The organism is Geobacillus subterraneus (assembly GCF_001618685.1).
GTDB lineage: Bacteria > Bacillota > Bacilli > Bacillales > Anoxybacillaceae > Geobacillus > Geobacillus subterraneus.
On record NZ_CP014342.1, the window covers coordinates 3171171 to 3193607 of the forward strand.

The window sequence follows — 22437 nt, forward strand, 5'->3', positions numbered from 1 at the left end:
CAGCGTCATCTGGCGAAAACGCAAAAATGCTTTGGTCGCCCAAAGCTGCGCCTAGTGAATAAATTTTTCATATTGATGCCATTCCGGATTTCGCACCAATGCCTCTTGGCAGTCTTCGCAAATCGTTTTCACATGAATGTCGCCGTTCGGTTCGTACGAAATCATGTCAAGACGTTCCTCTTCCGTCAAATGGTGGAATCCTAGTTTTTCGCTATAGATCGATACGCGGTCAATCGTGCCAACCTTTGCGCCACAATGACGGCAATAGTAGTGCAACGCCATCCAAGCAAACCTCCTCACTGGACTGTTCCGTCCGCAAGGCAGGCGAAGCCGATGCCTCGCGCCTTCCGTACTCACATTGTGCACCAGTTCAGAGGAAAATATTCACTCGTTAAAGTCATTCATCACTTGGACAAACGGCGTCGTCACCGCCTGTTCGCACGCATCGGCAGCCCGCGCCACCGCTTCAGCCACCGCTCGCCTCTCCTCTTCCGTAAAGCGGCTGAGCACGTAATCCGCAACCGGTTGCCCGTTCGTTGGCCGGCCGATGCCGATGCGAATGCGCTTAAACTGCTCGGTGCCAAGATGATGGATGAGCGACTTAACACCATTATGGCCGCCGGAGCTTCCTTTCAGGCGAAGGCGGATTTTTCCCGGCGGGAGATCGAGGTCGTCGTAAATAATGACAACATCCTCGACAGCAATGCCATAGAAGTCGATGAGCGGGCGAACACATTCCCCTGATAAATTCATATATGTCAACGGTTTGCATAATGCCACTTTTTCGCCGAAAACGGACGCCGTTCCGAACAAGCCGCGGAATTTAGCGGTTTTCAACGAAACGTTCCAACGTTTGGCCAGCTCATCAATGACGAAAAAGCCGATGTTATGGCGCGTTTGCTCATACTCCTTGCCCGGATTCCCGAGCCCGACAAACAGCTTCAATGGCCGTGCCCCTCTCTATAACATGATACTACAAAAGACGTAACCGAAACGGTTACGTCTGTCACTCTTCTGGCGTCGTTTCCCTTCCTTCCTCAGCGTCAGGCTGTCCCGGCTCTTGCTGTTCGCCGCTATGGATTTCTTCTTCCTGCTGCGGCGGCAAGATCGTCGCGATCACTTCAGAAGGCTCATGGTTGATTTCAAATGTTCCGCCTGTTTGCACATCGCCGACCGTGACAGTATCGCCGACTTGCAAACCGGAGATATCGACTTCAATCGCAGGCGGAATGTTCGCCGGCAACACGCGGATCGATAACTCGTGCAAGTTTTGCTGCAACACGCCGCCATCCTTGACCCCAGGCGCTTCACCTACTAAGCGGACTTCCACGTCAACGTCAACCTCTGTCGACATATCAACCGCTTGAAAATCGGCGTGAAGAAGCTCGCCCCGCAACGGGTCACGCTGCATTTCACGCAATAGCACCGAGTAATCGCCGCCGTCGACTTTCAGCGTTATTAAGCTGTGGCGTCCACCCTCACGGAGCGCTTTTTCAAGATCCGCGGCGCTGACAAAAATCATTTGATTATCGACCTTTTTGCCGTACAATACCGCCGGAATGCCTCCTTGCGAACGAATACGCCGCAATGTTGAACGTTTTTTGTCTTTGCGTTCTTTCGCTTCCAACACAATCGCCATGTTTCCTCACCTTCCTGAATTAGAATCTATTGTCTACTTTATCCTAAAACAAGAAGGGCTAAACATGCTTTGTGCTTAGTCGAACAGGACGCTGACAGATTTCATTTCATACACGCGCGTAATCGCTTCGGCAATGAGCGGCGCCACCGACAGCTCTACAATTTTATCAATTTTCTTCTCTTCTGGCAAGGCAATCGAATTGGTGACGACAAGTTCCTTGATTTTGGAATTTTGAATGCGTTCAATCGCCGGTCCGGACAGCACCGGATGGGTACAGCATGCGTACACTTCTTTTGCCCCGTGCTCGACAAGGGCGTTCGCCCCGAGCGTAATCGTGCCAGCTGTGTCGATAATGTCATCGATCAAAATGGCCGTCTTTCCGGTCACTTGCCCGATGATGTTCATCACTTCAACAGCGTTCGGCCGCGGCCGCCGCTTGTCGATAATAGCGAGCGGCGCTTTCAGGCGGTCAGCCAGCTTGCGCGCCCGCGTTACGCCGCCATGGTCCGGGGATACAATGACGACGTCATCCAACTGTTTGCTTTTAAAGTAATCCGCCAAAATCGGGACACCCATCAAATGGTCGATCGGGATATCGAAAAATCCTTGGATTTGTGGGGCATGCAAATCGAGCGTAATGACGCGCGACGCCCCGGCCGTTTCCAGCAGGTTGGCTACGAGCTTCGCGGTAATCGGCTCACGCGAGCGCGCTTTTCGGTCTTGGCGTGCATAGCCGTAGTATGGCATCACGATATTGATCGTGCGCGCCGAAGCACGCTTTAACGCATCGATCATAATCAGCAGTTCCATTAAATGCTCGTTGACCGGCACGCTCGTCGATTGGATGACAAACACATCGTCGCCGCGGATGCTTTCTTCGATGTTGATTTGAATTTCCCCATCGCTGAAGCGGGACACAGAACATTTGCCAAGCTCGATCCCCATGACTTCGGCAATTTCTTTCGCTAACCTCATGTTCGAGTTAAGGGCGAACAACTTTAATCGGTGCTGGCATTCAGACATGATAAACCTCCATTAAGATTTTTTCTTGCCTGGCAGGCGATCCACATAGTTTTCCTTATTCACTTGCCGAGCGCGGGCGATGGCGAGCGCGCGCCCTGGGACGTCGTCGGTGACCGTCGATCCGGCAGCGACGTAAGCGCCTTGGCCGATCGTAACCGGCGCGATCAAATTGACGTTGCAGCCGACAAACGCACCGTCTTCAATTTTCGTCATATATTTATGCACGCCATCGTAGTTGACGGTAATCGACCCACACCCGAGGTTGACATCGGCGCCAACTTCCGCATCACCGATGTAGCTTAAATGCGAGGCTTTGCTTCCTTTGCCGAACGTCGATTTTTTCACTTCGACAAAGTTGCCGATTCGCACCTCGTCATCAATTTTTGACAGCGGGCGAATATGGGCGAACGGACCGATCGTCACATCGTTGCCGATCTCGCTGTCATGGGCGACCGAGTGACGGATGGACGTGCGGTGGCCGATGCGGCAGTTTTTAATTTCTGAATGAGGGCCGATCGAGCAATCTTCGCCGATGATCGTCTCGCCCTCGATGACCGTGCCGGGGTAAATGATCGTATCGCGCCCGATCGTCACCTCAGCGGAAATATAAGTACAAGCCGGGTCAATGATCGTGACCCCGTTTTTCATATGCTGACGGCAAATGCGATCGCGCATCACCCGTTCTGCCTCAGCGAGGGCGATGCGGTCATTGACGCCGATCGTTTCATCAAACGACGGCGTCTGATAAGCAGATACAATGCCGCCATCTGCTTTTATAATTTCAATCACATCGGTTAAATAATATTCGCCTTGGGCATTATGATTTGTTACTTTTGTAAGCGCTTGAAACAATGTCTGGTTATCGAAGCAATATGTTCCTGTGTTAATCTCGCGGATTTCCCGCTCCCGTTCATTTGCATCTTTATGTTCAACGATTTTCTCGACGTGGCCGGCACTGTTGCGGACAATGCGGCCATATCCAGTCGGGTCGTCAGCGATGGCCGTCAATACGGTCGCCTTCGCCTTGGCGGCCCTATGATGCTCAAGCAGCGCTTCCATCGTCTCGGCAGTGATGAGCGGCGTATCACCGCAGACAACGACGGTGATCCCTTCAAGGTGTTGCAAATACGGAGCGGCCTGCATCACCGCATGCGCCGTCCCAAGTTGCTCTTCTTGCAGCGCGTATTCACACCGGGTGCCGAGCTGTTCTTTCACTTGCTCCGCCCCAAACCCCACTACCGCAATCATTTTTTCTATCCCAAGCTTGGACACTTGGTCTACTACGTGTTGAACCATTGGCTTGCCGCAAACAGGATGGAGCACCTTATACAGTTTGGATTTCATCCTCGTTCCTTGTCCGGCCGCCAAAATGACTGCATATCGCTTCACCATGTGAAAGGCCTCCAATTACCCTTTTATCCATAATTGAATATATATGAATTGGCTGCTCTTTTCAAGGAAACAATACGTTTGCCAAAAAAATAGAGAGCTTGGCCAATTTTGCCTAAGCTCTCTTCAATATGTTTACGAAGCGCCAGCTTCTTCAAGTTCTTCTTCCAACTTCCCGAGGCGGTGGTACTCAGCTAAGATCGCCTCTTGGATTTTTCCGCGCGTAGCGGAATTGATCGGATGCGCGATATCGCGGAACTCCCCGTCTGGTGTACGCTTGCTCGGCATCGCAACAAACAGCCCGTTGTTCCCGTCAATGACGCGGATGTCATGGACAACGAATTCGTTGTCCAACGTAATGGAGGCGATCGCTTTCATCCGTCCTTCGGTATTGACGCGGCGTAATCTTACGTCTGTCACTTCCATTATGCTCACCACCTTTTCCCTATATGAGACTCGATGTAATTAATTCCACGCCCTCGAGCCATTTCCTTCTTTTTTCAAAAAATTTTTTATAAAATTCAGGCAGGGAAAAGGGGTTCGCTGCTTATTGTATAAGGGCAACGACTTCAATTTCAACAAGGGCGTCTTTCGGCAGCCGAGCCACTTCCACACATGAGCGTGCCGGTTTATGGTTCGGGAAGTATTGGCTGTACACTTCATTCATGGCGGCAAAATCATCCATATTTTTGATAAATACCGTTGTTTTGACGACCGTTTCGAGCGAAGCGCCAGCTGCCTCCAGCACCGCTTTTAAGTTTTGGAACACTTGATGCGTCTGCGCTTGAATATCGCCTTTTACCATTTCTCCTTCCGGAGTGAGCGGAATTTGCCCTGAGCTGTAAAACATGTTGTTGACGATGATCCCTTGTGAATACGGGCCAATCGCCTGCGGCGCGTTTTTCGTTTCCACTTTTCTCATTCGTAAAATCCCCTTTCTTTCATTTTCTTTTATTTATGGCAAGCAGCAAGCTGCCTAAAAAAACGTTTTATAATTGCCTTCCTTGACCGCGATTCGCTTTTCTTTCACGTCAACAGCCGACAGCTTGACGAGTGAAATGTACTCGTCAACTAACCGCTCTTTTGCCTCCTCAGACTCGACGAGCACGCCGATGCCGGAGACATTGCCGTTAAACTCCTGCAGCAGGCTGACCATGCCGTTGACGGTTCCGCCTGCTTTCATGAAATCGTCGACGATCAGCACGTTCGCTCCTTCGGCCAAACTGCGTTTGGACAGGACCATCGTTTGGATGCGCTTGGACGAACCGGACACGTAATTGATGCTCACCATCGGCCCTTCCGTCACTTTATTGTCGTGGCGGACGATCACAACCGGTACGTATAAAAAGTTGGCGATGGCATACGCGAGCGGAATCCCGTTGGTGGCAATCGTCATCACCACATCCACCGGACGGTCGGCGAAAATGGACGCATAAAGGCGGCCGATTTTATTCATAATACGAGGGTCGCCAAGAATGTCCGTCATATATAAATATCCGCCGGGAAGAAGCCGGTCTGGGCGCGACAACTGCTCACACAAATAGGCGATAACCTCCTCCGCTTCCTCGGCGGCCATTTTCGGAATGTATTGCACGCCCCCGGCTGCGCCGGGCAGCGTCCGAACCGTTCCGATCCCTTGTTGCTCAAACGTCTGCTTAATAATCGTTAAATCTTCGCTGATCGACGATTTGGCCGATTCATACCGCTCCGCAAAAAAAGTAAGCGGAATAAGCTGGTGTGGCCGTTCAAGAAGATAGTGCGTCATATCAACCAAACGGCCGCTTCGCCTTAGCTTCATAGCCGACCTCCTGAAACCGAATATTGTAAATTTATTTTATCAAAAATGTACGTGTTTAATCAAGGGAGTGCCGCTCCCCTAATAGTCTTACGGCAAACACTTGGTCGCAAAAGCCGCGCAGTCCGTTGTATACGCGCTGCATTCTTGAATCGTGCTCGATCAGCCCAAACACTGTCGGTCCGCTGCCGCTCATCAATACCGCGTCAGCGCCAAACCGCCTCATTTGTTCTTTAATATGTGCCACTTCCGGATATTTTTTTAGCGTCACTTCTTCAAGCACATTGCCGACCGACCGGCAAATGGCCGCATAATCTTGCCGCTCAATCGCCTCCACCATCACATCGACATCCGGATGGCTGACGTGCTCAAGCTGCAAGTTGCGGTACACTTCCGCCGTCGATACGCCGATCGGGGGCTTGGCCAACACGACCCAACACGGCGGCGGCGACGAGATCGGGGTGATGATCTCCCCGCGTCCAGTCGCCACGGCTGTTCCGCCATACACACAAAAGGCAACGTCCGAGCCGATTTGCGCGCCGAGCGTAGCGAGTTCATGGACGCTCAATCCGAGCCGCCAAAGCTTATTGAGTCCTCGCAACGTCGCTGCCGCATCGCTGCTTCCCCCCGCTAGGCCAGCAGCCACTGGGATATGCTTTGTAATCGAAATCGCCACCCCTTCGCGAATCGAAAACGTCTCTTTAAGAAGTTTCGCCGCCTGGTACGCCAAATTGCGGCAATCGTCCGGCACGAAACGGTTTTGCGATACAATGCGGATCGCATCCTCCCCAGGCAACGGAATAAGCTCAATGCGGTCAGCCAAATCGATCGTCGTCATCACCATTTTCACTTCATGGTAACCGTCAGGACGCTTATAAAGAACGTCGAGTGACAAGTTAATTTTTGCTGGCGCTTTTACTGACAACCTCACGAGTCTTCACCCACTTCCACGCACATTCATCAACAAACTGTTTTAACCTGCCGACGGGTAAATGATTCGGCATATTACTCGTTTTTTTGGTTTTGATGATTTTTCCATATCCGACTTTCTTCTGTCAACCCATTTTACCATATTACCATGTCTCGATGCCGCCGCCAAACGATATATGTAAAAAGGGCGTCCCCTGCTTGGGACACCCTCGCCGCAACGCGCCATCGCCGCCGGCGCTATTCCGTTTTCCCGGCCAGCTGCCGTTCTGCCCGTTCAATCGCCAATCTTACCATGTTTCCTGCGTCTTTCGCGCGGATGGCTCCCCATCCTTCACGCTGCACGACATCGTAAAAGCCTAGCTCTTTTGCCAGCTCTTCCTTTAAGCGCTGCGACATAACTCCGCGGCGTCGACCCAATGTCAGCAACCCCTTTCGATGTTCATTGGCGTCATGGGACGAAACGTTGTGCAACCCGCCGGCGCGATCAACCGGCCAGCTTCCCTTGGTAAGGATGAAAGGCGGCTGCGGCAGTTTTAGTATGAAATAACGGAGGCGGCTTTATGTCTGCCTATTATTGTCTCGCTTCACCGTTATTGGCTTGTAACGCTTCAATCTTGCCGCGATGACATCCCACGCTGACACTCCCGCGCGAAACTAAGGGATGCTTAGCCCGCGCCTCCTCATAAGCCTTTTGGCGCATCTCACTGGCCAGCAAACAACCTCCGTTTTTCGACAAAACAAAAAGCAGCAAACAACTGATGTCTACTGCCCCCCTGCTTGCTCATCGTCCCAAAACGTCAGCTTCACGGTTTCCGTCAATACGTCGGCATAACTGAACGATACGCGTTCAAACGAGTTCTGTTTTTGATCCAGTTCAATGACAAATACCGATGGGTAAGTCTCCGCCAAAATGCCGCAACGCTCAATCATTTTTCTGCGTCCGCCGTTGGCCCGCAGCGTTAAACGTCTCCCGATATTAGAGTCCAGCGTTTTTTTAATATCGGATAAAGTTTTTGGCATTCGTCATCCACCTCACTGTTTGCAATTATAACAAAAACGGCATTCAAAGTCAAAAAATAATGATTATATCAGCGTGTTTTTGTTTCTGTCAATGAATATTTTTCTACAATATCCTTCTTTTTATGTACTTCATGGCACTTTTTTGTAAAAAAATGCGGCGGAAGGCATAAAAAAACCGCCCGTCAACTGCGGCGGTTTTCCCCTCGTTCCTCCTCAATGAGGCGAAACGGCATTCCGGTGCGGAGCACGCCTTTCGTTTCCACCCCGCCTAACCCCTTTTCCCCAGTCAACGTGTTGCGAAGCACACCCCACACATCGACCGTTTCCGTGAACGGAGTAAAGCTGAGGCGCGACACGATATAGACCGGATCAAGGGCATGGATGTTAACCCGCGCCGGTGAACTAGCGAAATTGGCTCCAGCGCGGATCAGCGACTCGAAATGCGATTGGCAAGCCCCGGCGAAAACGATGAGCTGGTCTAGATGCGGCACTTTTTTGCGCGCTTCTTTCACCGTTTGGACGAAGTGGCGCGAGTGGCGGTACGCTTTTAAATCATGCACTTTTCCTTTCGATTTGGAATACGAATCGTGGCCGGTAATGACCAAAATATCTGGGCGAAACTGCTCGATCAAATGGCCGACTTTTTCCGGCATCTCGCTTTCCTCACAGTAAATGCCGTGCACCGGCACCCCAATCCGTTCATATAAATCCAAGCATTTGCGCAAATATAACGGGTCGCCGTCCAAGTGGAGGACGCGTCCCGGAATTTGAAAAAAATCCTTTTCCACCCGATATCCGCCGGTCGCTCGATATTCCACTTTTTGTTTGATCGTCTGGTAATCCTGGCGGAATAGCCGGTACGATTGTTCGATCAGCTCGATTTCCCGCTTTTTCCGTTCTTGCCGCTCCCGCTCATCGATGACGACTAAATCGCTGCACGGAGCGTCTGCGACAAGCCGCACATCTTCGCCGTATAAAATGGCCTCCCGCTCGCCGTCTCTTTCTTTAATGTCAATGACGCGGAACAATAAGTCACATTGGTAAGATTTGCGGGCGACAATATCACCGATTTTGACGTCCATCACCGCTCACTCCATTATATAATCGTTGTCACCCATACGATATGCATGCGCGGACAATAGGTGATAGACGCCGGTTTCCTTTCACTGCGTCCTAAGCGTGGAAAAGCGGCGCCAGCGCGTTGCTTAACGAGGCGAATTCAGCCATAGTGAGCGTCTCCCCGCGACGGCGCGGGTCAATACCCGCAGCAGCAAGCGCCTGTTCAATGTGTTCTTTTTTCTCCTTCCCATTTGGCAAATTGTTCAACAAGTTGTTCAACATCGTTTTGCGGCGCTGGGCAAAACTTGCCCGCACCACTTGGAAAAACACGTCCTCATCCTCAACAGCAACGGGCGGATGGGGCCGCTTCGTCAGGCGGATGACAGCAGAATCGACGTTCGGCTGTGGCATAAATACGGTGCGCGGCACCGTCATGACGACTTCCGCCTCGGTATAATATTGCACAGCGATCGTCAGCGATCCGTAATCTTTCGTTCCAGGCTTGGCCGCCAGACGGTCAGCGACTTCTTTTTGCATCATGACGACCATGCCGCGAATCGGCAGCCGCTCGGTAAGCAGCTTCATAATGATCGGCGTCGTCACATAATACGGCAAGTTCGCCACGACCATCCGATCGTCCACTTCGGCAAGCTCTTCGGCAATCACCGCATGCAAATCGGCTTTTAACACATCTTGATGGATAATGCGCACATTGTCATAAGCCGATAACGTATCAGCCAAAATCGGCAACAGCCGGCTGTCGATTTCAAAGGCGACCACTTTTTTGGCCCGCCTCGCCAGCTGCTCGGTAAGCGCCCCGATGCCGGGTCCGATTTCAATCGCCCCAGTATTGCCGGAAACGCCGGCAGCATCGACAATTTTTCGCAAAATATTCGTATCGACCAAAAAATTTTGTCCGAGGCTCTTTTTAAACGAAAAGCCGTACCGTTCCAAAATTTCCTTCGTGCGTCCCGGTGTGGCAATATCTTTATGCATCGCCCTTCTCCTCCTGCATCACTTGTGCCAACGCGGCATAAAAGGCGGCTCGGGAAATGCGGAACACTTTTAGCCGCTTATGAAACTGTCGGCCGTTGGCATAGCCGATTTTCAGCTCCTCCCCGAGGCGCAGCCGCCGACGACGGGCCATCTCCCCGCCGACTAATCCGGCTTCGATCAACTCGGCAAACGTAATTTCTTCTTCCCAATCCGCCGCCTCTTCATACACGTTGGCAAGCGCCTGGCGAATATCATCGGGAGAGGCATGCTCGACCCCAACACCTTTGCCGTTTTTCGCCTTTGCTGCCTCGCGCGACAAAAACGCATGTTTGCATCCTGGCACCTGTTCAGCAATCGTCCGGCGGATTTTCTCACCGGGAAAGTCCGGGTCGGTAAAAATAATCACGCCGCGCCGCTCCTTTGCCAGCTTAATCCGTTCAATGACATCCGTCCCCACCGCGGCCCCATTTGTTTCGATTGTATCGGCATCAACGGCGCGTCGGATCGCCGCCGTGTCATCTTTTCCTTCCACGACAATCACTTCTTTAATTTTCATCACATCATTGCAGAAACAGCGAAATAAGAGATTTTTCCTATTTCTGCAATGCCTCCTTTCCGGTAAACTAAATGGTAGGATGAACCTTCGCCGCTATTGCTCCATTTCCCTTTTATTTTTTCAAGTCCGTTGAAACTTTTTTCCTTGTCATTCGTCTAATTAGACAGAAGTGGTAAAGTGCGCATTGTCCCGGCACAATGCCATTATAACGAAAAAAAGCAGAGGGAAAAAACCCCTCCGCTCTGTCCTTCGATCGCATTTCTATGGAAGCACCCGTATCTTTACGCGCTTTCTGCCCCAACGAAACGCATCCGACCGTTCCGGGAAAAATACATCAATTTTGTATCCACGGATGCTTGAGCCGGTGTCAGCGGCGATGGCATATCCGTATCCTTCCACGTATACCTTCGACCCGAGGGGGATGACGGACGGGTCGACGGCGATCACTTTGGCGGAAGGATTTTGGCGCAAGTTAATGCCTGTGCTCGTTACGCCTGAACAGCCTGCGCAATAGGCCGTATAGGCGGTGGCGGTGACGTAAAATTCCTTCGCGGCGTGATCGGAGCCGCGTGAGGATGGCCGGTCGGATTCCTCATGCGGATGCACCGTTTTTGTGCCGATGGCGACAATGCGCGCTTTACTTTCTTTCACCGTTTTTGTCGCAATCAATTTGCGCGCCACTTCTTTGCCGTTTTCAAACGTCACTTCATACGTTTTTTCAATTTTCCCTTTTTCTCCGGGCTCAATCACGCGCCGTTCTCCTTTCGGCAGCGAACCGTCCCGTTTCGTCACCACAGCAAAGTCAACAGGCTCTTCCACTACATCGGTGACTTTTTTTACCCGAGTGATGTAAATGGTCATTTGCTCTTTGACCTTTTCTTGCAAGGAAGGCTCAATTCGATCCAGTTTACCTAGCTGAATCCCTTGCTGTTTCAAAAAGTCAGCGACCGTAGTCGAAGTTGTCCACGCCTGCTGCTGTTTGCCGCCAACATCGATGCGGACGGGGAACGCCTTTTCGACGCCGATGTCCATCCCTTTTTTGACTTTCGCCGAAAGCGTTGGCGTCACTTTGTCATGCGGTCCGACCGCCACGTGTTGCAACCGAAGCAACTCCTTAACTGTATCGGCTGTCGTCCAAACTTTTTTCGTTTTCCCGTTTATCGTCAATGTCACTTCTTTGCTTGCTTCCCAAATGATATGGAGATCGTCCGTAATCGGTGTGCTTAAGGACGGATAGACGTAATCTTCTTTGCGCGGCTGAATGCCTTGCTCCTCAAGCAACTCCTTTACATTTTCTGCATGTGTGCGAATTTCTTGTTCTTCCCCGTTGACGGTTAACGTGACATCATCTTTCGCCATCTCATATCCAGCGACCCCGGTTGTCGCGGAGATGGCGAGAAACCCGCTCGCCGTAGCGGTCACGTTTTTCCTCCATAAGTCCAACCATTTCCTCCTGTTCGGCAACATGAAATGAAACGCCTCCTTCTCCTCCGAAATTCCCCTCTCCCTCTAACATGTACGCACGAGCATACTCTATTATGCAGAAAATTCAGTGAAAAGGGAAGGAAGACTTGTCGACATACGGTTGGCTCATCTCGGCTGAATTTGTAGAACTTTTTCGTCTTCTCCGCTCTTTCGACAAGCCTCCCGGTCATTCGACGCCTAATTTTAGCGGTCGATGGCGAACAATTTTTTGGCATTTTCCGTCGTTGTTTCCGCCACTTCGGCAAAAGAAACGTTTTTGATCTCCGCGATCGCTTCAGCAACATATTTTACATAACTCGGCTCGTTTCGTTTTCCGCGGAAAGGGTGAGGCGTTAAATACGGACAATCGGTCTCAATCAATAAATGGCTGAGCGGGATTTCCTTTGCCACTTCCTTCGGCTTTTTCGCATTTTTAAACGTGACCGGTCCGCCAAGGGAAATAAGAAAGTTCATTTCGATGCACTGCCTCGCTACTTCAACGCTGCCGCTGAAACAATGCATAATGCCGCCGACTTCGGCGGCGTTTTCTTCCTGTAAAATTTTTAAAATATCCGCCGTTGCCTCGCGGTTATGAATGATGATCGGCAGCTTCACCTTTTTTGCCAGCGCGATTTGCCGGCGAAATACGTCTTGTTGGACGTCCTTTGGTGATTTATCCCAATAATAATCAAGCCCCATCTCGCCGAGCGCCACCACTTTCGGATGAGCGGCGAGCTGTTCAATCATCTGTAAGTCGTCATCAGTCATATCAACCGCATCGACCGGATGCCAGCCAACCGCCGCGTAAATAAACGAATACCGCTCGGCCAGCTCCATCGCTCGGTCAATCGTCGGGCGGTCAAACCCGACAACAACGATGTGCGAAACCCCTTCAGCGCGGGCGCGTTCAATGACTTGCTCTACGTCTTCATCATATTGGACCGCATTCAAATGCGCATGCGTATCGAAAAGCATACAACTACCCTCTTTTCCACCTTGATGATAAGTGTAGCATAGAAATTGGTTACGTATGTCACAGATCGTTAACATTTCCATTACAAAATGGAAACAAGGAGGTGTCAAGGCCGACACCCCCTCGTCGATCAAACGGTGATCTACTATTTAATTTTTGTCCCATTCGGCACAGGTTGATCGACGGTCGCCAGCGAAAACTCCCCGCCGCTGCCGCCGGCCAAAATCATCCCTTCCGACCACTCGCCGCGCAGTTTGGCCGGTTTTAAATTAGCGACGCAAATGACCTTTTTGCCGATGAGTTCCTCCGGTTTGTAAAATTCAGCGATGCCGGAGATCACTTGCCGTTTCTCGCCGCCAAGATCAAGCTCGAGCTTCAGCAGCTTATCGGCGTTTTTCATCCGTTCGGCACGCACGACTTCGGCAACGCGCAAGTCAACTTTGGCAAACTCATCAATGGAAATTTCGGCGGTCTCAGCCGTTTGGTTCTCCGCTTTGGCCGGTTCCGCCGCCGGCTTGCCGCCCTGCATATGCGCCTTAATGTACTCGACTTCCGCTTCAATATCAAGACGCGGGAACAGCGGTTCCCCTTTTTGCACGTTTGTTCCTTCCGGAATGAGGCCGAAATCGTACAAGCTGTCCCACTCTTTCAATGAACGGTCATGGATGCCGAGCTGGGCAAACACGCGCTCCGGCGTGCGCGTCAAAAACGGCTGCAGCAACACTGCCGTATGGCGGAGCGACTCAGCAAGGTGAATCATGACGGAGGCAAGCTCTTCCCGTTTGTTTTCGTCTTTAGCCAATGCCCATGGTTGCGTTTCATCAATGTATTTGTTCGTCCGGCCGATCAGCTGCCAAACCGAGGCAAGGGCAACGGAAAACTCCATCCGTTCCATCGCTTCTTCATACTGGCGGACCGCTGCACGCGCCGTTTGCGTCAGCTCTTCGTCAAACGGCGTCTTCGGGCCGCGGTACGGCGGAATGGTCCCGGCAAAGTATTTTTCGATCATCGCTACAGTACGGTGCAATAAATTGCCTAGGTCATTGGCCAAATCGTAGTTGATGCGCTCAACGAATCCTTCCGGTGTGAATACCCCGTCGGAACCGAAGGGCACTTCCCTCAGCAAATAATAGCGGAGCGCATCGAGCCCGTACCGGTCAATGAGCGTCACTGGGTCAACGACATTGCCTTTCGATTTCGACATTTTCCCATCTTTCATGAGCAGCCAGCCATGGCCGAACACTTTTTTCGGCAGCGGCAAGCCGAGTGCCATAAGCATAATCGGCCAATAAATCGTATGGAAGCGGACGATCTCTTTGCCGACTAAATGGACATCGGCCGGCCAATATTTGCGGAACTTCTCATCATTGTCCGTGCCGTAACCGAGCGCCGTAATATAGTTCGCCAGCGCATCGATCCAGACGTAAATCACATGTTTCGGATCGCCGGGCACTTTAATGCCCCAGTCAAACGTCGTCCGCGACACAGCCAAATCTTCAAGCCCTGGCTTAATAAAATTGTTGATCATTTCATTTTTCCGCGATTCCGGCTGGATGAAATCCGGATTTTCCTCGTAATATTGAAGCAAGCGGTCGACGTATTTGCTCATCCGGAAAAAGTACGACTGCTCTTTCACTTTTTCAACCGGACGGCCGCAGTCCGGGCAGTTGCCGTCGACAAGCTGCCGCTCGGTGTAAAACGATTCGCACGGCGTACAGTACCAGCCTTCATATTCCCCCAAATAAATATCGCCTTGTTCGACAAGACGGGCAAAAATGGCTTCCACTACTTTTTTATGCCGCTCCTGCGTTGTACGGATGAAATCGTCATAGGAAATGTCAAGCTTTTTCCATAACTCCTGAATGCCAGCGACGATCTCATCGACATATTGCTGCGGCGTCACCCCTTTTTCCTCTGCCTTGCGTTGAATTTTTTGCCCGTGCTCATCGGTTCCCGTCAAATACATGACATCGTAGCCGCGCAGCCGTTTATAGCGCGCCAGCGCATCCCCCGCCACGGTTGTATAGGCATGGCCGATATGCAATTTGTCGCTCGGATAATAAATCGGCGTCGTCAAATAAAACGTCTTTTTCTCCATCAGTTAGGCCCTCCCTCGTACTGTTGAGCACAAAAACCCCCGTCTGGCGACGGGAGCAGCGTTACTTCTATTTTACATAATTTTTTCATTCTACAAAAACATCTATTTCTCCTCGGTGGAAAAAATATACCCAAACGGACAAAAATACGTCCTTATTTTCGAAATGAGCCACGAATTTATTATATAAGGATAGGGTTTAAACAGCCAAAAAGATTCATTTTTCCCTTTGCTCATCGACAAACTTTTTTTGAAATAACAATATACATTTTTTTAAAATTTTACATATTAAAGGATTGACGCATAATGGAAACACTGATATGATTAGGGTGTAGGAAATTTGTCGAATATTGACGAATAAAGGCAAAAAATCATTTCGGAGAGGAGAAAAGACGATGAAATCGACAGGGATCGTACGTAAAGTCGATGAGTTAGGCCGCGTCGTCATCCCGATTGAGTTGCGCCGCACGTTAGATATTAACGAAAAAGATGCATTAGAAATTTACGTCGACGACGATCGCATCATTTTGAAAAAATATAAACCGAACATGACGTGCGTCGTCACAGGGGAAGTGTCAGACGACAACTTTAAATTAGCCGGCGGAAAAATCATTTTAAGCCGCGAAGGAGCGGAAATTTTGCTTCAGGAGATCCACCAGCACTTGCAAGAGGCAACGGACAACGAATAAAAAAAGAGTTTCTCTGGCTTCTCAGAGAAACTCTTTTTTTTCTTGCCGCTGATGGTACTGTTGATAGACGTCGCGTTTCGACATGTTTCGATCGCCAGCCGCCTGTTTCACCGCTTCCTTGACGGAAAGACCGTGCTCGCGAACATAATAATCGACATGTTCGACAAGCGAAAGCGGCTGCCACCACGTTTCTTCCTCCCGCTTACGTTCACTCCCGTCCTGTGCCCCTTCAACAACAATACAAAACTCACCGCGGATGTCAGCTGTCTTCGCCCAAGTGACCACTTCGCTCAAATCGCCGCGGATGAACTCCTCGAACCGTTTCGTCAACTCCCGGCAAAGAGCGACGCGCCGCTCACCAAATACGTCATACATGGCCGCAAGCGTTTCTTTCAGACGGTGAGGGGCTTCATAAAAGATCAACGTCTCCGCCGCCGTTTTTAACGACAGCAACTGCTCCCGCTTCTCTTTTTTCGCCCGTTCTAAAAAACCGATGAACAAAAAGCGGCCGGTCGGCAGCCCGGAGGCGACAAGCGCCGTTAACGCCGCGTTCGCTCCGGGGAGAGGAACAACGCGGCATCGTTCCGCCAGCGCCGCGACAATCAGTTCATATCCGGGGTCGGAAATGCCCGGCATGCCGGCATCGCTCACTAACGCTACCGTTTTCCCTTCTTTCAGCCATTCGACAAGCTGCCGGCCGCTGGCGTACTTATTATGCTCATGATAGCTCACAAGCGGTGTATGAATGTCGAAATGAGACAACAGCTTTTTCGTCTGCCTTGTATCTTCGGCGGCGACCACATCCGCCTCCCGCAGCGTTCGCACCGCACGAAACGTCATATCTTCCAAATTGCCGATCGGTGTCGGCACGATGTACAGCGTTCCTTGTTCCATTTGCTCAGCAAAGCTTTTTTGTTGCCAAAGCATTCGCGTTCCGCCCCTTTTACGGTGAAATAATCCCATATAAGATGCGCTTCGTTTCCTCCGTATATTCGTTGTCCTCGCCATAAACGATAAGCGGGGGCAATACTTTTAAATCTGGGCTGGCATCTTTCATTCCTTCAATTAAAATCATGTTCGCCTCTTTTCCCGCTTTTGGATAGACAAACCGGAGCCGCTTCGGTTCAAGCCGGTATTGGCGCATAAGCGTTACGATGTCAAGCAGCCGCCCAGGCCGATGAACGAACGCCGCCTTTCCGCCTTGCTTCAACAATTGGCTGCTGACGCGAACGACATCTTCCAATGTACAATAAATTTCGTGGCGGGCGATGGCCAAGTGTTCGTTTTTGCTCAGCTCCTCTTTGCCGGCAGCTGGAAAATACGGGGGGTTGCACGTAACGACATCGTACCGGCTGTAGCCGATTCGCTGCGGCGCGTCTTTAATATCGCCGTGTATAATCTCGATTCGTTCTTCAAGCCCGTTGTACTGCACGCTTCGCCTCGCCATGTCGCAAAGCCGCTCCTGAATTTCAATGCCGATAATCGCTCCTTTTGTCCGCTGGCTCAGCAACAGTGGGATCACCCCGTTGCCCGTGCATAAATCGACGATATGCCCTTTTTGAATCGGCAAATAGGCAAAATGGGCGAGCAGCACTGCATCAAGGGAAAAAGAAAATACGGACGGGCTCTGAATGATGCGAAGCTCCTCATTGAACAAATAATCAAGCCGTTCATCCCCGTACAACTCCACCATCACACACGATCCTCCATTGAAAAAAATAACCTTTCCGGAGCGGAAAGGGTTGCATTACCTTTATTTTTTGTTTAAAAACGATAAACAAAACAAGCAATCGCCCTCTGTGCGTACGCTTCCGTAGTGGACGTGGCAAATATGGAACCCTTCTTGGTAAAGGCGGGCTAAATTGTCATACCCTTCGCCAATGTCGATCAGCTTTTTGCCATGCTTCGTCTCTTTTCGTTTTTCCTCTTCCCATGCCTCAAGCAGCTGCTCAAGCCGCCGGCGCAGATGGGCGTTTTCGATTTGCAGCTGATGGTTTTCCTCCAACAGCTCGGCTACGCGCTGTTTCAGCTGCACAAGCTCACGGTAAAAATGGCTCAGATGCTCTTCCATGTTTGCCACCGATTGAAACACTTCTTTTTTATCTACCTTTTCCACATGGCCCCACCCCAAATTAATCTGCGACACGAATCGATAACGTTCCGTTCTTCATCAACTCATCAAGCGTATATTCGACGACCCGGCCGTGCTCCGGCAATTCGATTTGCAGCACCCGCTCTAAAATGTTCAAACCGACCACTTTGCCAAAGCCATACGGTGTCTCGACATACTCTCCTAAATCTGGAAGCTGCTCTTTTGCCGTCTCATACTCCTCACTCTCATATTTCAAGCAGCACATCAACCGTCCACACAATCCGGAAATTTTCGTCGGGTTAAGCGACAAATTCTGATCCTTCGCCATTTTGATCGATACCGGTTCAAAATCGCCAAGAAATGTCGAGCAGCAAAGCATCCGGCCGCACGGGCCGATGCCGCCGAGCATTTTCGCCTCATCGCGCACCCCGATTTGTCGCAGCTCGATGCGGGTGCGGAAAATCGATGCCAAGTCTTTGACGAGCTCACGGAAATCGACACGCCCGTCGGCGGTGAAGTAAAAGATGACTTTATTGCGGTCAAACGTATATTCTACATCCACGAGCTTCATCTCAAGGCCATGCTCTTCGACCTTGCGCAGGCAAATGTCATACGCCTCACGCGCCGCTTTTTTATTTTCTTCAACGATCCATTTATCTTTTTCATTCGCCACGCGAATCACTTTTTTGAGCGGCAGCACGATATCGTTTTCATCGACTTGTTTATTGGCGATGACGACTTTTCCGTATTCAATGCCGCGCGCCGTCTCGACAATGACAAACTCACCGGCGGGAATGACAAAATCGCCTGGATCAAAATAATAAATTTTTCCCGCCTTTTTAAAACGGACGCCGACGACAGTATACAACGGTTCTCCCTCCTTTACCTCTTTAGTTGAAGAGCCAGCTGCTCTACAAGCAGCGCCGTGCTCATATTCGTCGTAGTTAAACGCGCTTTCGCCTGCAAAATTGCTTCCATGCTGTCTAGGATCCGCCGTTGTGGGCAAGAAAGCGCCCAGCGCTGCAGGCGGTCAAGCTCATCCCGGTATAATGCGCTATCCGTCCTTCCAGCTTGAATGTGCAACAAATCGCGATATATATACAAAAGCAAGTCGAGCCCGAGATCGAGCTGATGTTTTTCTGGAAAATGAGGAAACAAACGGTCGTGGATAAAAAACAGCAGCTGCAACTCCGGCTTGCCAAGCATCTCGTATAATTGTAGCACTAACGTTCGCGCCTCGGCAAACCAACGCTCTTGGCTGAGCGCCAACGCTTCATCGTAGCTGTTCGTCAAGTGGGCGGCGAGCAACGCCAACGTCAGCGGCACGCGCTCTTCAACGAGCTGATCGGCGAGTTCTTCCGGCGGCAGCGGCCGGAAGGAAAGCACTTGACAGCGGGAAATGACCGTTCCTAACAGGCGATGGTATTGTTCGGTTAACAACACCGCCACCGTTCCTGGATGCGGCTCCTCCAAAAATTTCAGCAAGCTGTTGGCAGCGCTTGTCGTCATTTGATCAGCATGTTCGACAATATACATCTTTTTGTCAGATTCCACAGCCGTTTTCATGAACTCCTGTTGCAGCCATTCGATTTGTTCTTTCTTAATCGATCCGCCATCCGGGCTGACTACCCGAACGTCCGGATGGTTTCCGGAATCGATGCGCCGGCAGTTACGGCATTCCAAACAAGGCGCAATTCCTGACGGGGATAGACAAAATAAGCTTTTTGCCAACAACAAACCGGCCGCTTTTTTTCCCGTCCCCCGCTGCCCTTCAAACAAGTACGCATGGGAAATCCGCCCTTTTTCAAGGCCGCTTTGCAGCATTTTCGCCACGACTGGCTGGCGTTTTGCTAGCTGTTCCCATCGCATCGCCATCACTCTTTCTCGTTTCTTACCTTCTATTCTATCATGTCCAGTGCGAATCATCACGGCCGGATTCATGGAAATCACGCTTTGATCTTCCTTCAAGGCGGGAGAGCACCGCCGCCGCCGTCTCGGAAAACACATCATCGAGCGGTCGGCTTGCATCAATGACAACGATCCGATCGGTAAACCGCTTCGCCAACTCCCGATATCCTTCCCTTACCTTATCATGAAAAGACAACGATTCAAGATCGAGCCGGTTTACTTCCCTCTCCCGGTTTTGCCGAATCCGTTCGAGCCCGATGTGCGGATCAATATCAAAATAAACCGTCAATGACGGCATATACCCATCAATGGCAAACTCGTTAATTTTCCATACTTCTTCGACACCAAGCCCGCGGGCAAATCCTTGGTAGGCGAGCGAGCTGTCGACAAATCGATCGCACAGCACAACGCGGCCCGCCTCGAGCGCCGGAACAATTTTCTCAAGCAAATGCTGCCGCCTCGCCGCCGCATACAAAAGCGCTTCCGTCCGCCCGTCCATTTCTGTATACTCGCGATTTAAAATGAGCGCGCGAATCGCCTCAGCGATGCGCACTCCGCCGGGCTCCCTCGTTACCATTACGTCAAAACCTCGCCCGCGCAAAAACGACTCGAGCTTGCCGATCATCGTCGTTTTTCCGGCCCCTTCCGGCCCCTCAAACGAAAAAAAATACCCGTTCATCACCCGCAGCACCCTTTCCGTCATCGAAGTTCATATACGACAAGCAATCCATCCCCGAGCCGGCTTCCGCCTTGCACATGCGCCCGATGGCGGAGAAGCTGGCGAATTTGTTCAATATGACCGCGGTCGATTCGTTCGCCGATCCACATAAGCGGCACTCCAGGCGGGTATGGAATGACCGTTTCCGCCGCCACATACCCTTCCGCCTCCTCTAAAGCGACCGCTTTTTTCCGTACATCGCGCAGTTCATCATACGGGACTAACACCGAGAGCGGCGGGCGTAAAAATGGAAAGGAGCCAAGCAACGGCGTCTCGTCAGCCGGCAACCCGCGCCAAGCCCGCTTCATTTTTCGCACCGCCTCCATAAGCCTGCCAGTTGCAGCGAGCGGACAAACGAGCAGAACGTTCAACGGATCGGCCAGTTCCGTAAACACCCCTTCGCGCTCGAGCCGTTGCTGCAATTCATACCCCGTCAGCGAACTGCGCGTTTGTACCGTCACTTTCAGCAGGTCCGTCTGCACATCGGGCTGTCGGGAAGAAACGACCGCCACCCCATCTATATGGGCCAATGCCGCCTTGAATTCTTCAATTTCTGCTGCCATCGCCGCCACGTCATCTTCCGCAAGCTCGGCGACATAGCTTCGCGCCAAGTCAAGCGACGCCATAATCGGGTAAGACGGGCTGCTCGATTGAAACAGCTGCAAAAAATATTTCAACCGCTCTACATCGATGCGCCCGCTGTTCACATGCAAAAACGCCCCCATCGTCATCGCCGGCAATGTTTTATGCGCCGACTGCACAACTACATCGGCACCGCAAGCAAGCGCCGGCTTCGGAAACGGAGGGCCGAGGACGAAATGGGCGCCATGCGCCTCATCGACAAGCACGGGAACCCCATAGTCATGAGCTAGACGGACGATTTCTGTTAAATCAATCGACATCCCATAATAATTCGGGTTCGTCAATACAACGGCAGCGGCGTCGCGATGAAGGGCAAGCGCCTCTTTGATAGCTTCCACGCAAACGTGCGAAGCAACGTGCATATCGCTGTCAAACTCAGGAGAGAGAAGAACAGGGGTCGCCCCCATGAGCTGCAGTGCATGCATTACTGATTTATGGCAGTTGCGTTGCACAATGACTTTCCGCTTCTTTTCATCACATACGGCGGCGATCATCGCTAAATTTCCTGCCGTCGATCCGTTCACAAGGAAAAATGTTTCCTCGGCGCCATACAGTTCGGCTGCCAATGCCTGCGCCTCAGCAATGGCCGCTTCCGGATGGTGCAAGTCATCAAGTCCGGAAATCTCCGTCGCATCCAACGTCAATACCGAAGAAAACACATCCCCCGCCCGTTTCGAAAACACGGCGCCATATTTATGACCCGGCACGTGGAACGAAATCGGACGGCGCGCCCAATGGCGCATTAACGCGTCATATAAAGGGGTTTTTGCTTGATTCATGTTAACCCTCTTTCCTTGCTGCTCTCCTACCTACCCATCTGAATAACAAAATAATATTAACACGAACCGTCTCGAAAAGAAACGCGCACACAGCACCCAGCTGTTTTTTGCACAAAGCAAAACAAATAAAAACAGGCCCGATACAGGCCTTTACGAATAAATTTTAGAGGTCATCATTTTCCGCAGCTGCCGCACATAAAATGCGTAATTCGGATCGTCCGTATTCGTTTGCACCATTGCCCGGTGGCAATCCAAACAAAGAAAATGGCCAAAAAGAAAAATACCTTCCTCTTTTTCTTGTTCACAAACAATGCACACGTTTCCACGTTTGTTTTGGCCAATCGCCGATGTCCTCACGCTCTCCACCTCCCATCCTCTATGTTTCCCACATTGATAACATTCTATACTAGTAGATGGAAAGATTGAACGCTCCACCGCGCGCACCGGGGATTTATTTTAAGTGTTCCGAATAAAAAACGAAAGCAGCCAATTGTGCCTCAGGCACGATTGGCTGCTTTCCATTGCCTAGCAGCGACCTACTCTTGCAGGGGCGCTGGCCCCAACTACCATCGGCGCTGGAGAGCTTAACTTCCGTGTTCGGGATGGGAACGGGTGTTTCCTCTCCGCTATCACCACTAGGCGATATAATGTTGTGGGATCATTCCCTCAA

26 protein-coding genes and 1 rRNA gene are annotated in these 22437 nt (G+C 51.1%); 1 reads left to right on the forward strand and 26 read right to left on the reverse strand.

Annotated features, from left to right (window positions below; all coding sequences use genetic code 11):
* Positions 1-51: 51 nt before the first annotated feature.
* The 17 genes from GS3922_RS15470 to metG form a co-directional block, all read right to left on the reverse strand.
* Entirely contained in the window at positions 52-282 is a 231-nt protein-coding gene (locus GS3922_RS15470) for an anti-sigma-F factor Fin (RefSeq protein WP_063167045.1), read from the reverse strand.
* A 102-nt stretch (positions 283-384) separates the two neighbouring features.
* Positions 385-945, reverse strand: coding sequence for an aminoacyl-tRNA hydrolase (gene pth, locus GS3922_RS15475; RefSeq protein ID WP_063167046.1), 561 nt, complete (start codon positions 943-945; stop codon positions 385-387).
* A gap of 61 nt (positions 946-1006) precedes the next feature.
* Positions 1007-1639, reverse strand: coding sequence for a 50S ribosomal protein L25/general stress protein Ctc (locus GS3922_RS15480; RefSeq protein WP_063167047.1), 633 nt, complete (start codon positions 1637-1639; stop codon positions 1007-1009).
* Positions 1640-1714: 75 nt separating this feature from the next.
* Positions 1715-2662 (reverse strand): ribose-phosphate diphosphokinase, encoded by a 948-nt coding sequence (locus tag GS3922_RS15485; RefSeq protein WP_063167048.1) that lies wholly within the window; start codon positions 2660-2662, stop codon positions 1715-1717.
* A 12-nt stretch (positions 2663-2674) separates the two neighbouring features.
* On the reverse strand, positions 2675-4054 hold the full coding sequence (gene glmU, locus GS3922_RS15490) for a bifunctional UDP-N-acetylglucosamine diphosphorylase/glucosamine-1-phosphate N-acetyltransferase GlmU (protein ID WP_063167049.1): 1380 nt from the start codon (positions 4052-4054) through the stop codon (positions 2675-2677).
* Between the two features lie 132 nt (positions 4055-4186).
* Entirely contained in the window at positions 4187-4477 is a 291-nt protein-coding gene (gene spoVG, locus GS3922_RS15495; RefSeq protein WP_003247437.1) for a septation regulator SpoVG, read from the reverse strand.
* 121 nt (positions 4478-4598) lie between these two features.
* A complete protein-coding gene (locus tag GS3922_RS15500) occupies positions 4599-4973 on the reverse strand; it encodes a RidA family protein (RefSeq protein WP_063167050.1) in 375 nt (124 codons plus the stop codon).
* A gap of 54 nt (positions 4974-5027) precedes the next feature.
* The gene (gene purR, locus GS3922_RS15505) at positions 5028-5849 is read right to left on the reverse strand and encodes a pur operon repressor (protein ID WP_063167051.1); all 822 of its coding nucleotides are present in this window, start codon (positions 5847-5849) and stop codon (positions 5028-5030) included.
* A 55-nt stretch (positions 5850-5904) separates the two neighbouring features.
* Positions 5905-6777 carry a 4-(cytidine 5'-diphospho)-2-C-methyl-D-erythritol kinase gene (gene ispE, locus GS3922_RS15510; RefSeq protein WP_063167052.1) on the reverse strand — a complete coding sequence of 291 codons (873 nt, stop codon included), beginning with the start codon at positions 6775-6777 and terminating at the stop codon, positions 5905-5907.
* 236 nt (positions 6778-7013) lie between these two features.
* Entirely contained in the window at positions 7014-7193 is a 180-nt protein-coding gene (locus tag GS3922_RS15515; protein WP_011886605.1) for a small, acid-soluble spore protein, alpha/beta type, read from the reverse strand.
* Between the two features lie 345 nt (positions 7194-7538).
* Complete coding sequence (veg, locus tag GS3922_RS15525; protein ID WP_063167054.1) at positions 7539-7796, reverse strand: biofilm formation stimulator Veg; 258 nt, start codon at positions 7794-7796, stop codon at positions 7539-7541.
* Between the two features lie 182 nt (positions 7797-7978).
* Positions 7979-8878 carry a sporulation peptidase YabG gene (yabG, locus tag GS3922_RS15530; protein WP_063167055.1) on the reverse strand — a complete coding sequence of 300 codons (900 nt, stop codon included), beginning with the start codon at positions 8876-8878 and terminating at the stop codon, positions 7979-7981.
* A 91-nt stretch (positions 8879-8969) separates the two neighbouring features.
* Positions 8970-9851, reverse strand: a complete 882-nt coding sequence (gene rsmA, locus GS3922_RS15535; protein ID WP_063167056.1) for a 16S rRNA (adenine(1518)-N(6)/adenine(1519)-N(6))-dimethyltransferase RsmA — start codon at positions 9849-9851, stop codon at positions 8970-8972.
* Positions 9844-10407 (reverse strand): ribonuclease M5, encoded by a 564-nt coding sequence (rnmV, locus tag GS3922_RS15540; RefSeq protein ID WP_063167057.1) that lies wholly within the window; start codon positions 10405-10407, stop codon positions 9844-9846. The genes rsmA and rnmV overlap by 8 nt, the downstream gene beginning before the upstream one ends.
* Positions 10408-10668: 261 nt before the next feature.
* Positions 10669-11874, reverse strand: a complete 1206-nt coding sequence (locus GS3922_RS15545; protein WP_063167058.1) for a G5 and 3D domain-containing protein — start codon at positions 11872-11874, stop codon at positions 10669-10671.
* 201 nt (positions 11875-12075) lie between these two features.
* The gene (locus GS3922_RS15550) at positions 12076-12846 is read right to left on the reverse strand and encodes a TatD family hydrolase (protein WP_063167059.1); all 771 of its coding nucleotides are present in this window, start codon (positions 12844-12846) and stop codon (positions 12076-12078) included.
* A 143-nt stretch (positions 12847-12989) separates the two neighbouring features.
* Positions 12990-14942, reverse strand: coding sequence for a methionine--tRNA ligase (gene metG, locus GS3922_RS15555; protein WP_063167060.1), 1953 nt, complete (start codon positions 14940-14942; stop codon positions 12990-12992).
* A 392-nt stretch (positions 14943-15334) separates the two neighbouring features.
* On the opposite strand from metG, the gene GS3922_RS15560 reads away from it, so the two are divergent.
* Positions 15335-15628, forward strand: coding sequence for a transition state genes transcriptional regulator AbrB (locus GS3922_RS15560; protein ID WP_063167061.1), 294 nt, complete (start codon positions 15335-15337; stop codon positions 15626-15628).
* Positions 15629-15649: 21 nt separating this feature from the next.
* Here GS3922_RS15560 and rsmI read toward each other — a convergent pair whose 3' ends face one another.
* The 9 genes from rsmI to rrf all read right to left on the reverse strand — a co-directional run bounded on the left by rsmI (position 15650) and on the right by rrf (position 22407).
* Positions 15650-16555, reverse strand: a complete 906-nt coding sequence (rsmI, locus tag GS3922_RS15565; protein WP_063167062.1) for a 16S rRNA (cytidine(1402)-2'-O)-methyltransferase — start codon at positions 16553-16555, stop codon at positions 15650-15652.
* Between the two features lie 16 nt (positions 16556-16571).
* A complete protein-coding gene (locus GS3922_RS15570) occupies positions 16572-17321 on the reverse strand; it encodes a tRNA1(Val) (adenine(37)-N6)-methyltransferase (protein ID WP_063167063.1) in 750 nt (249 codons plus the stop codon).
* 60 nt (positions 17322-17381) lie between these two features.
* On the reverse strand, positions 17382-17699 hold the full coding sequence (yabA, locus tag GS3922_RS15575) for a DNA replication initiation control protein YabA (RefSeq protein WP_063167435.1): 318 nt from the start codon (positions 17697-17699) through the stop codon (positions 17382-17384).
* Positions 17700-17760: 61 nt separating this feature from the next.
* Complete coding sequence (locus GS3922_RS15580; protein WP_063167064.1) at positions 17761-18588, reverse strand: PSP1 domain-containing protein; 828 nt, start codon at positions 18586-18588, stop codon at positions 17761-17763.
* Positions 18589-18602: 14 nt separating this feature from the next.
* Entirely contained in the window at positions 18603-19595 is a 993-nt protein-coding gene (gene holB / locus GS3922_RS15585) for a DNA polymerase III subunit delta' (RefSeq protein ID WP_063167065.1), read from the reverse strand.
* A 31-nt stretch (positions 19596-19626) separates the two neighbouring features.
* Positions 19627-20307, reverse strand: a complete 681-nt coding sequence (tmk, locus tag GS3922_RS15590; RefSeq protein ID WP_063167436.1) for a dTMP kinase — start codon at positions 20305-20307, stop codon at positions 19627-19629.
* A gap of 20 nt (positions 20308-20327) precedes the next feature.
* The gene (locus GS3922_RS15595; protein ID WP_063167066.1) at positions 20328-21767 is read right to left on the reverse strand and encodes an aminotransferase class I/II-fold pyridoxal phosphate-dependent enzyme; all 1440 of its coding nucleotides are present in this window, start codon (positions 21765-21767) and stop codon (positions 20328-20330) included.
* Positions 21768-21917: 150 nt separating this feature from the next.
* Positions 21918-22124, reverse strand: coding sequence for a sigma factor G inhibitor Gin (locus GS3922_RS15600; protein ID WP_063167067.1), 207 nt, complete (start codon positions 22122-22124; stop codon positions 21918-21920).
* A 166-nt stretch (positions 22125-22290) separates the two neighbouring features.
* Positions 22291-22407 (reverse strand): 5S ribosomal RNA (gene rrf / locus GS3922_RS15605).
* Positions 22408-22437: the final 30 nt, after the last annotated feature.

Bases quoted from the DNA above. Each gene is read 5' to 3' on its own strand.
- GS3922_RS15470 (WP_063167045.1), bottom strand. From the start codon at position 282: ATGGCGTTGCACTACTATTGCCGTCATTGTGGCGCAAAGGTTGGCACG.
- GS3922_RS15480 (WP_063167047.1), bottom strand. From the start codon at position 1,639: ATGGCGATTGTGTTGGAAGCGAAAGAACGCAAAGACAAAAAACGTTCA.
- GS3922_RS15485 (WP_063167048.1), bottom strand. From the start codon at position 2,662: ATGTCTGAATGCCAGCACCGATTAAAGTTGTTCGCCCTTAACTCGAAC.
- glmU (WP_063167049.1), bottom strand. From the start codon at position 4,054: ATGGTGAAGCGATATGCAGTCATTTTGGCGGCCGGACAAGGAACGAGG.
- spoVG (WP_003247437.1), bottom strand. From the start codon at position 4,477: ATGGAAGTGACAGACGTAAGATTACGCCGCGTCAATACCGAAGGACGG.
- GS3922_RS15500 (WP_063167050.1), bottom strand. From the start codon at position 4,973: ATGAGAAAAGTGGAAACGAAAAACGCGCCGCAGGCGATTGGCCCGTAT.
- purR (WP_063167051.1), bottom strand. From the start codon at position 5,849: ATGAAGCTAAGGCGAAGCGGCCGTTTGGTTGATATGACGCACTATCTT.
- veg (WP_063167054.1), bottom strand. From the start codon at position 7,796: ATGCCAAAAACTTTATCCGATATTAAAAAAACGCTGGACTCTAATATC.
- yabG (WP_063167055.1), bottom strand. From the start codon at position 8,878: ATGGACGTCAAAATCGGTGATATTGTCGCCCGCAAATCTTACCAATGT.
- rsmA (WP_063167056.1), bottom strand. From the start codon at position 9,851: ATGCATAAAGATATTGCCACACCGGGACGCACGAAGGAAATTTTGGAA.
- rnmV (WP_063167057.1), bottom strand. From the start codon at position 10,407: ATGAAAATTAAAGAAGTGATTGTCGTGGAAGGAAAAGATGACACGGCG.
- GS3922_RS15545 (WP_063167058.1), bottom strand. From the start codon at position 11,874: ATGTTGCCGAACAGGAGGAAATGGTTGGACTTATGGAGGAAAAACGTG.
- GS3922_RS15550 (WP_063167059.1), bottom strand. From the start codon at position 12,846: ATGCTTTTCGATACGCATGCGCATTTGAATGCGGTCCAATATGATGAA.
- metG (WP_063167060.1), bottom strand. From the start codon at position 14,942: ATGGAGAAAAAGACGTTTTATTTGACGACGCCGATTTATTATCCGAGC.
- GS3922_RS15560 (WP_063167061.1), top strand. From the start codon at position 15,335: ATGAAATCGACAGGGATCGTACGTAAAGTCGATGAGTTAGGCCGCGTC.
- rsmI (WP_063167062.1), bottom strand. From the start codon at position 16,555: ATGCTTTGGCAACAAAAAAGCTTTGCTGAGCAAATGGAACAAGGAACG.
- GS3922_RS15570 (WP_063167063.1), bottom strand. From the start codon at position 17,321: ATGGTGGAGTTGTACGGGGATGAACGGCTTGATTATTTGTTCAATGAG.
- yabA (WP_063167435.1), bottom strand. From the start codon at position 17,699: ATGGAAGAGCATCTGAGCCATTTTTACCGTGAGCTTGTGCAGCTGAAA.
- holB (WP_063167065.1), bottom strand. From the start codon at position 19,595: ATGGCGATGCGATGGGAACAGCTAGCAAAACGCCAGCCAGTCGTGGCG.
- tmk (WP_063167436.1), bottom strand. From the start codon at position 20,307: ATGAACGGGTATTTTTTTTCGTTTGAGGGGCCGGAAGGGGCCGGAAAA.
- GS3922_RS15595 (WP_063167066.1), bottom strand. From the start codon at position 21,767: ATGAATCAAGCAAAAACCCCTTTATATGACGCGTTAATGCGCCATTGG.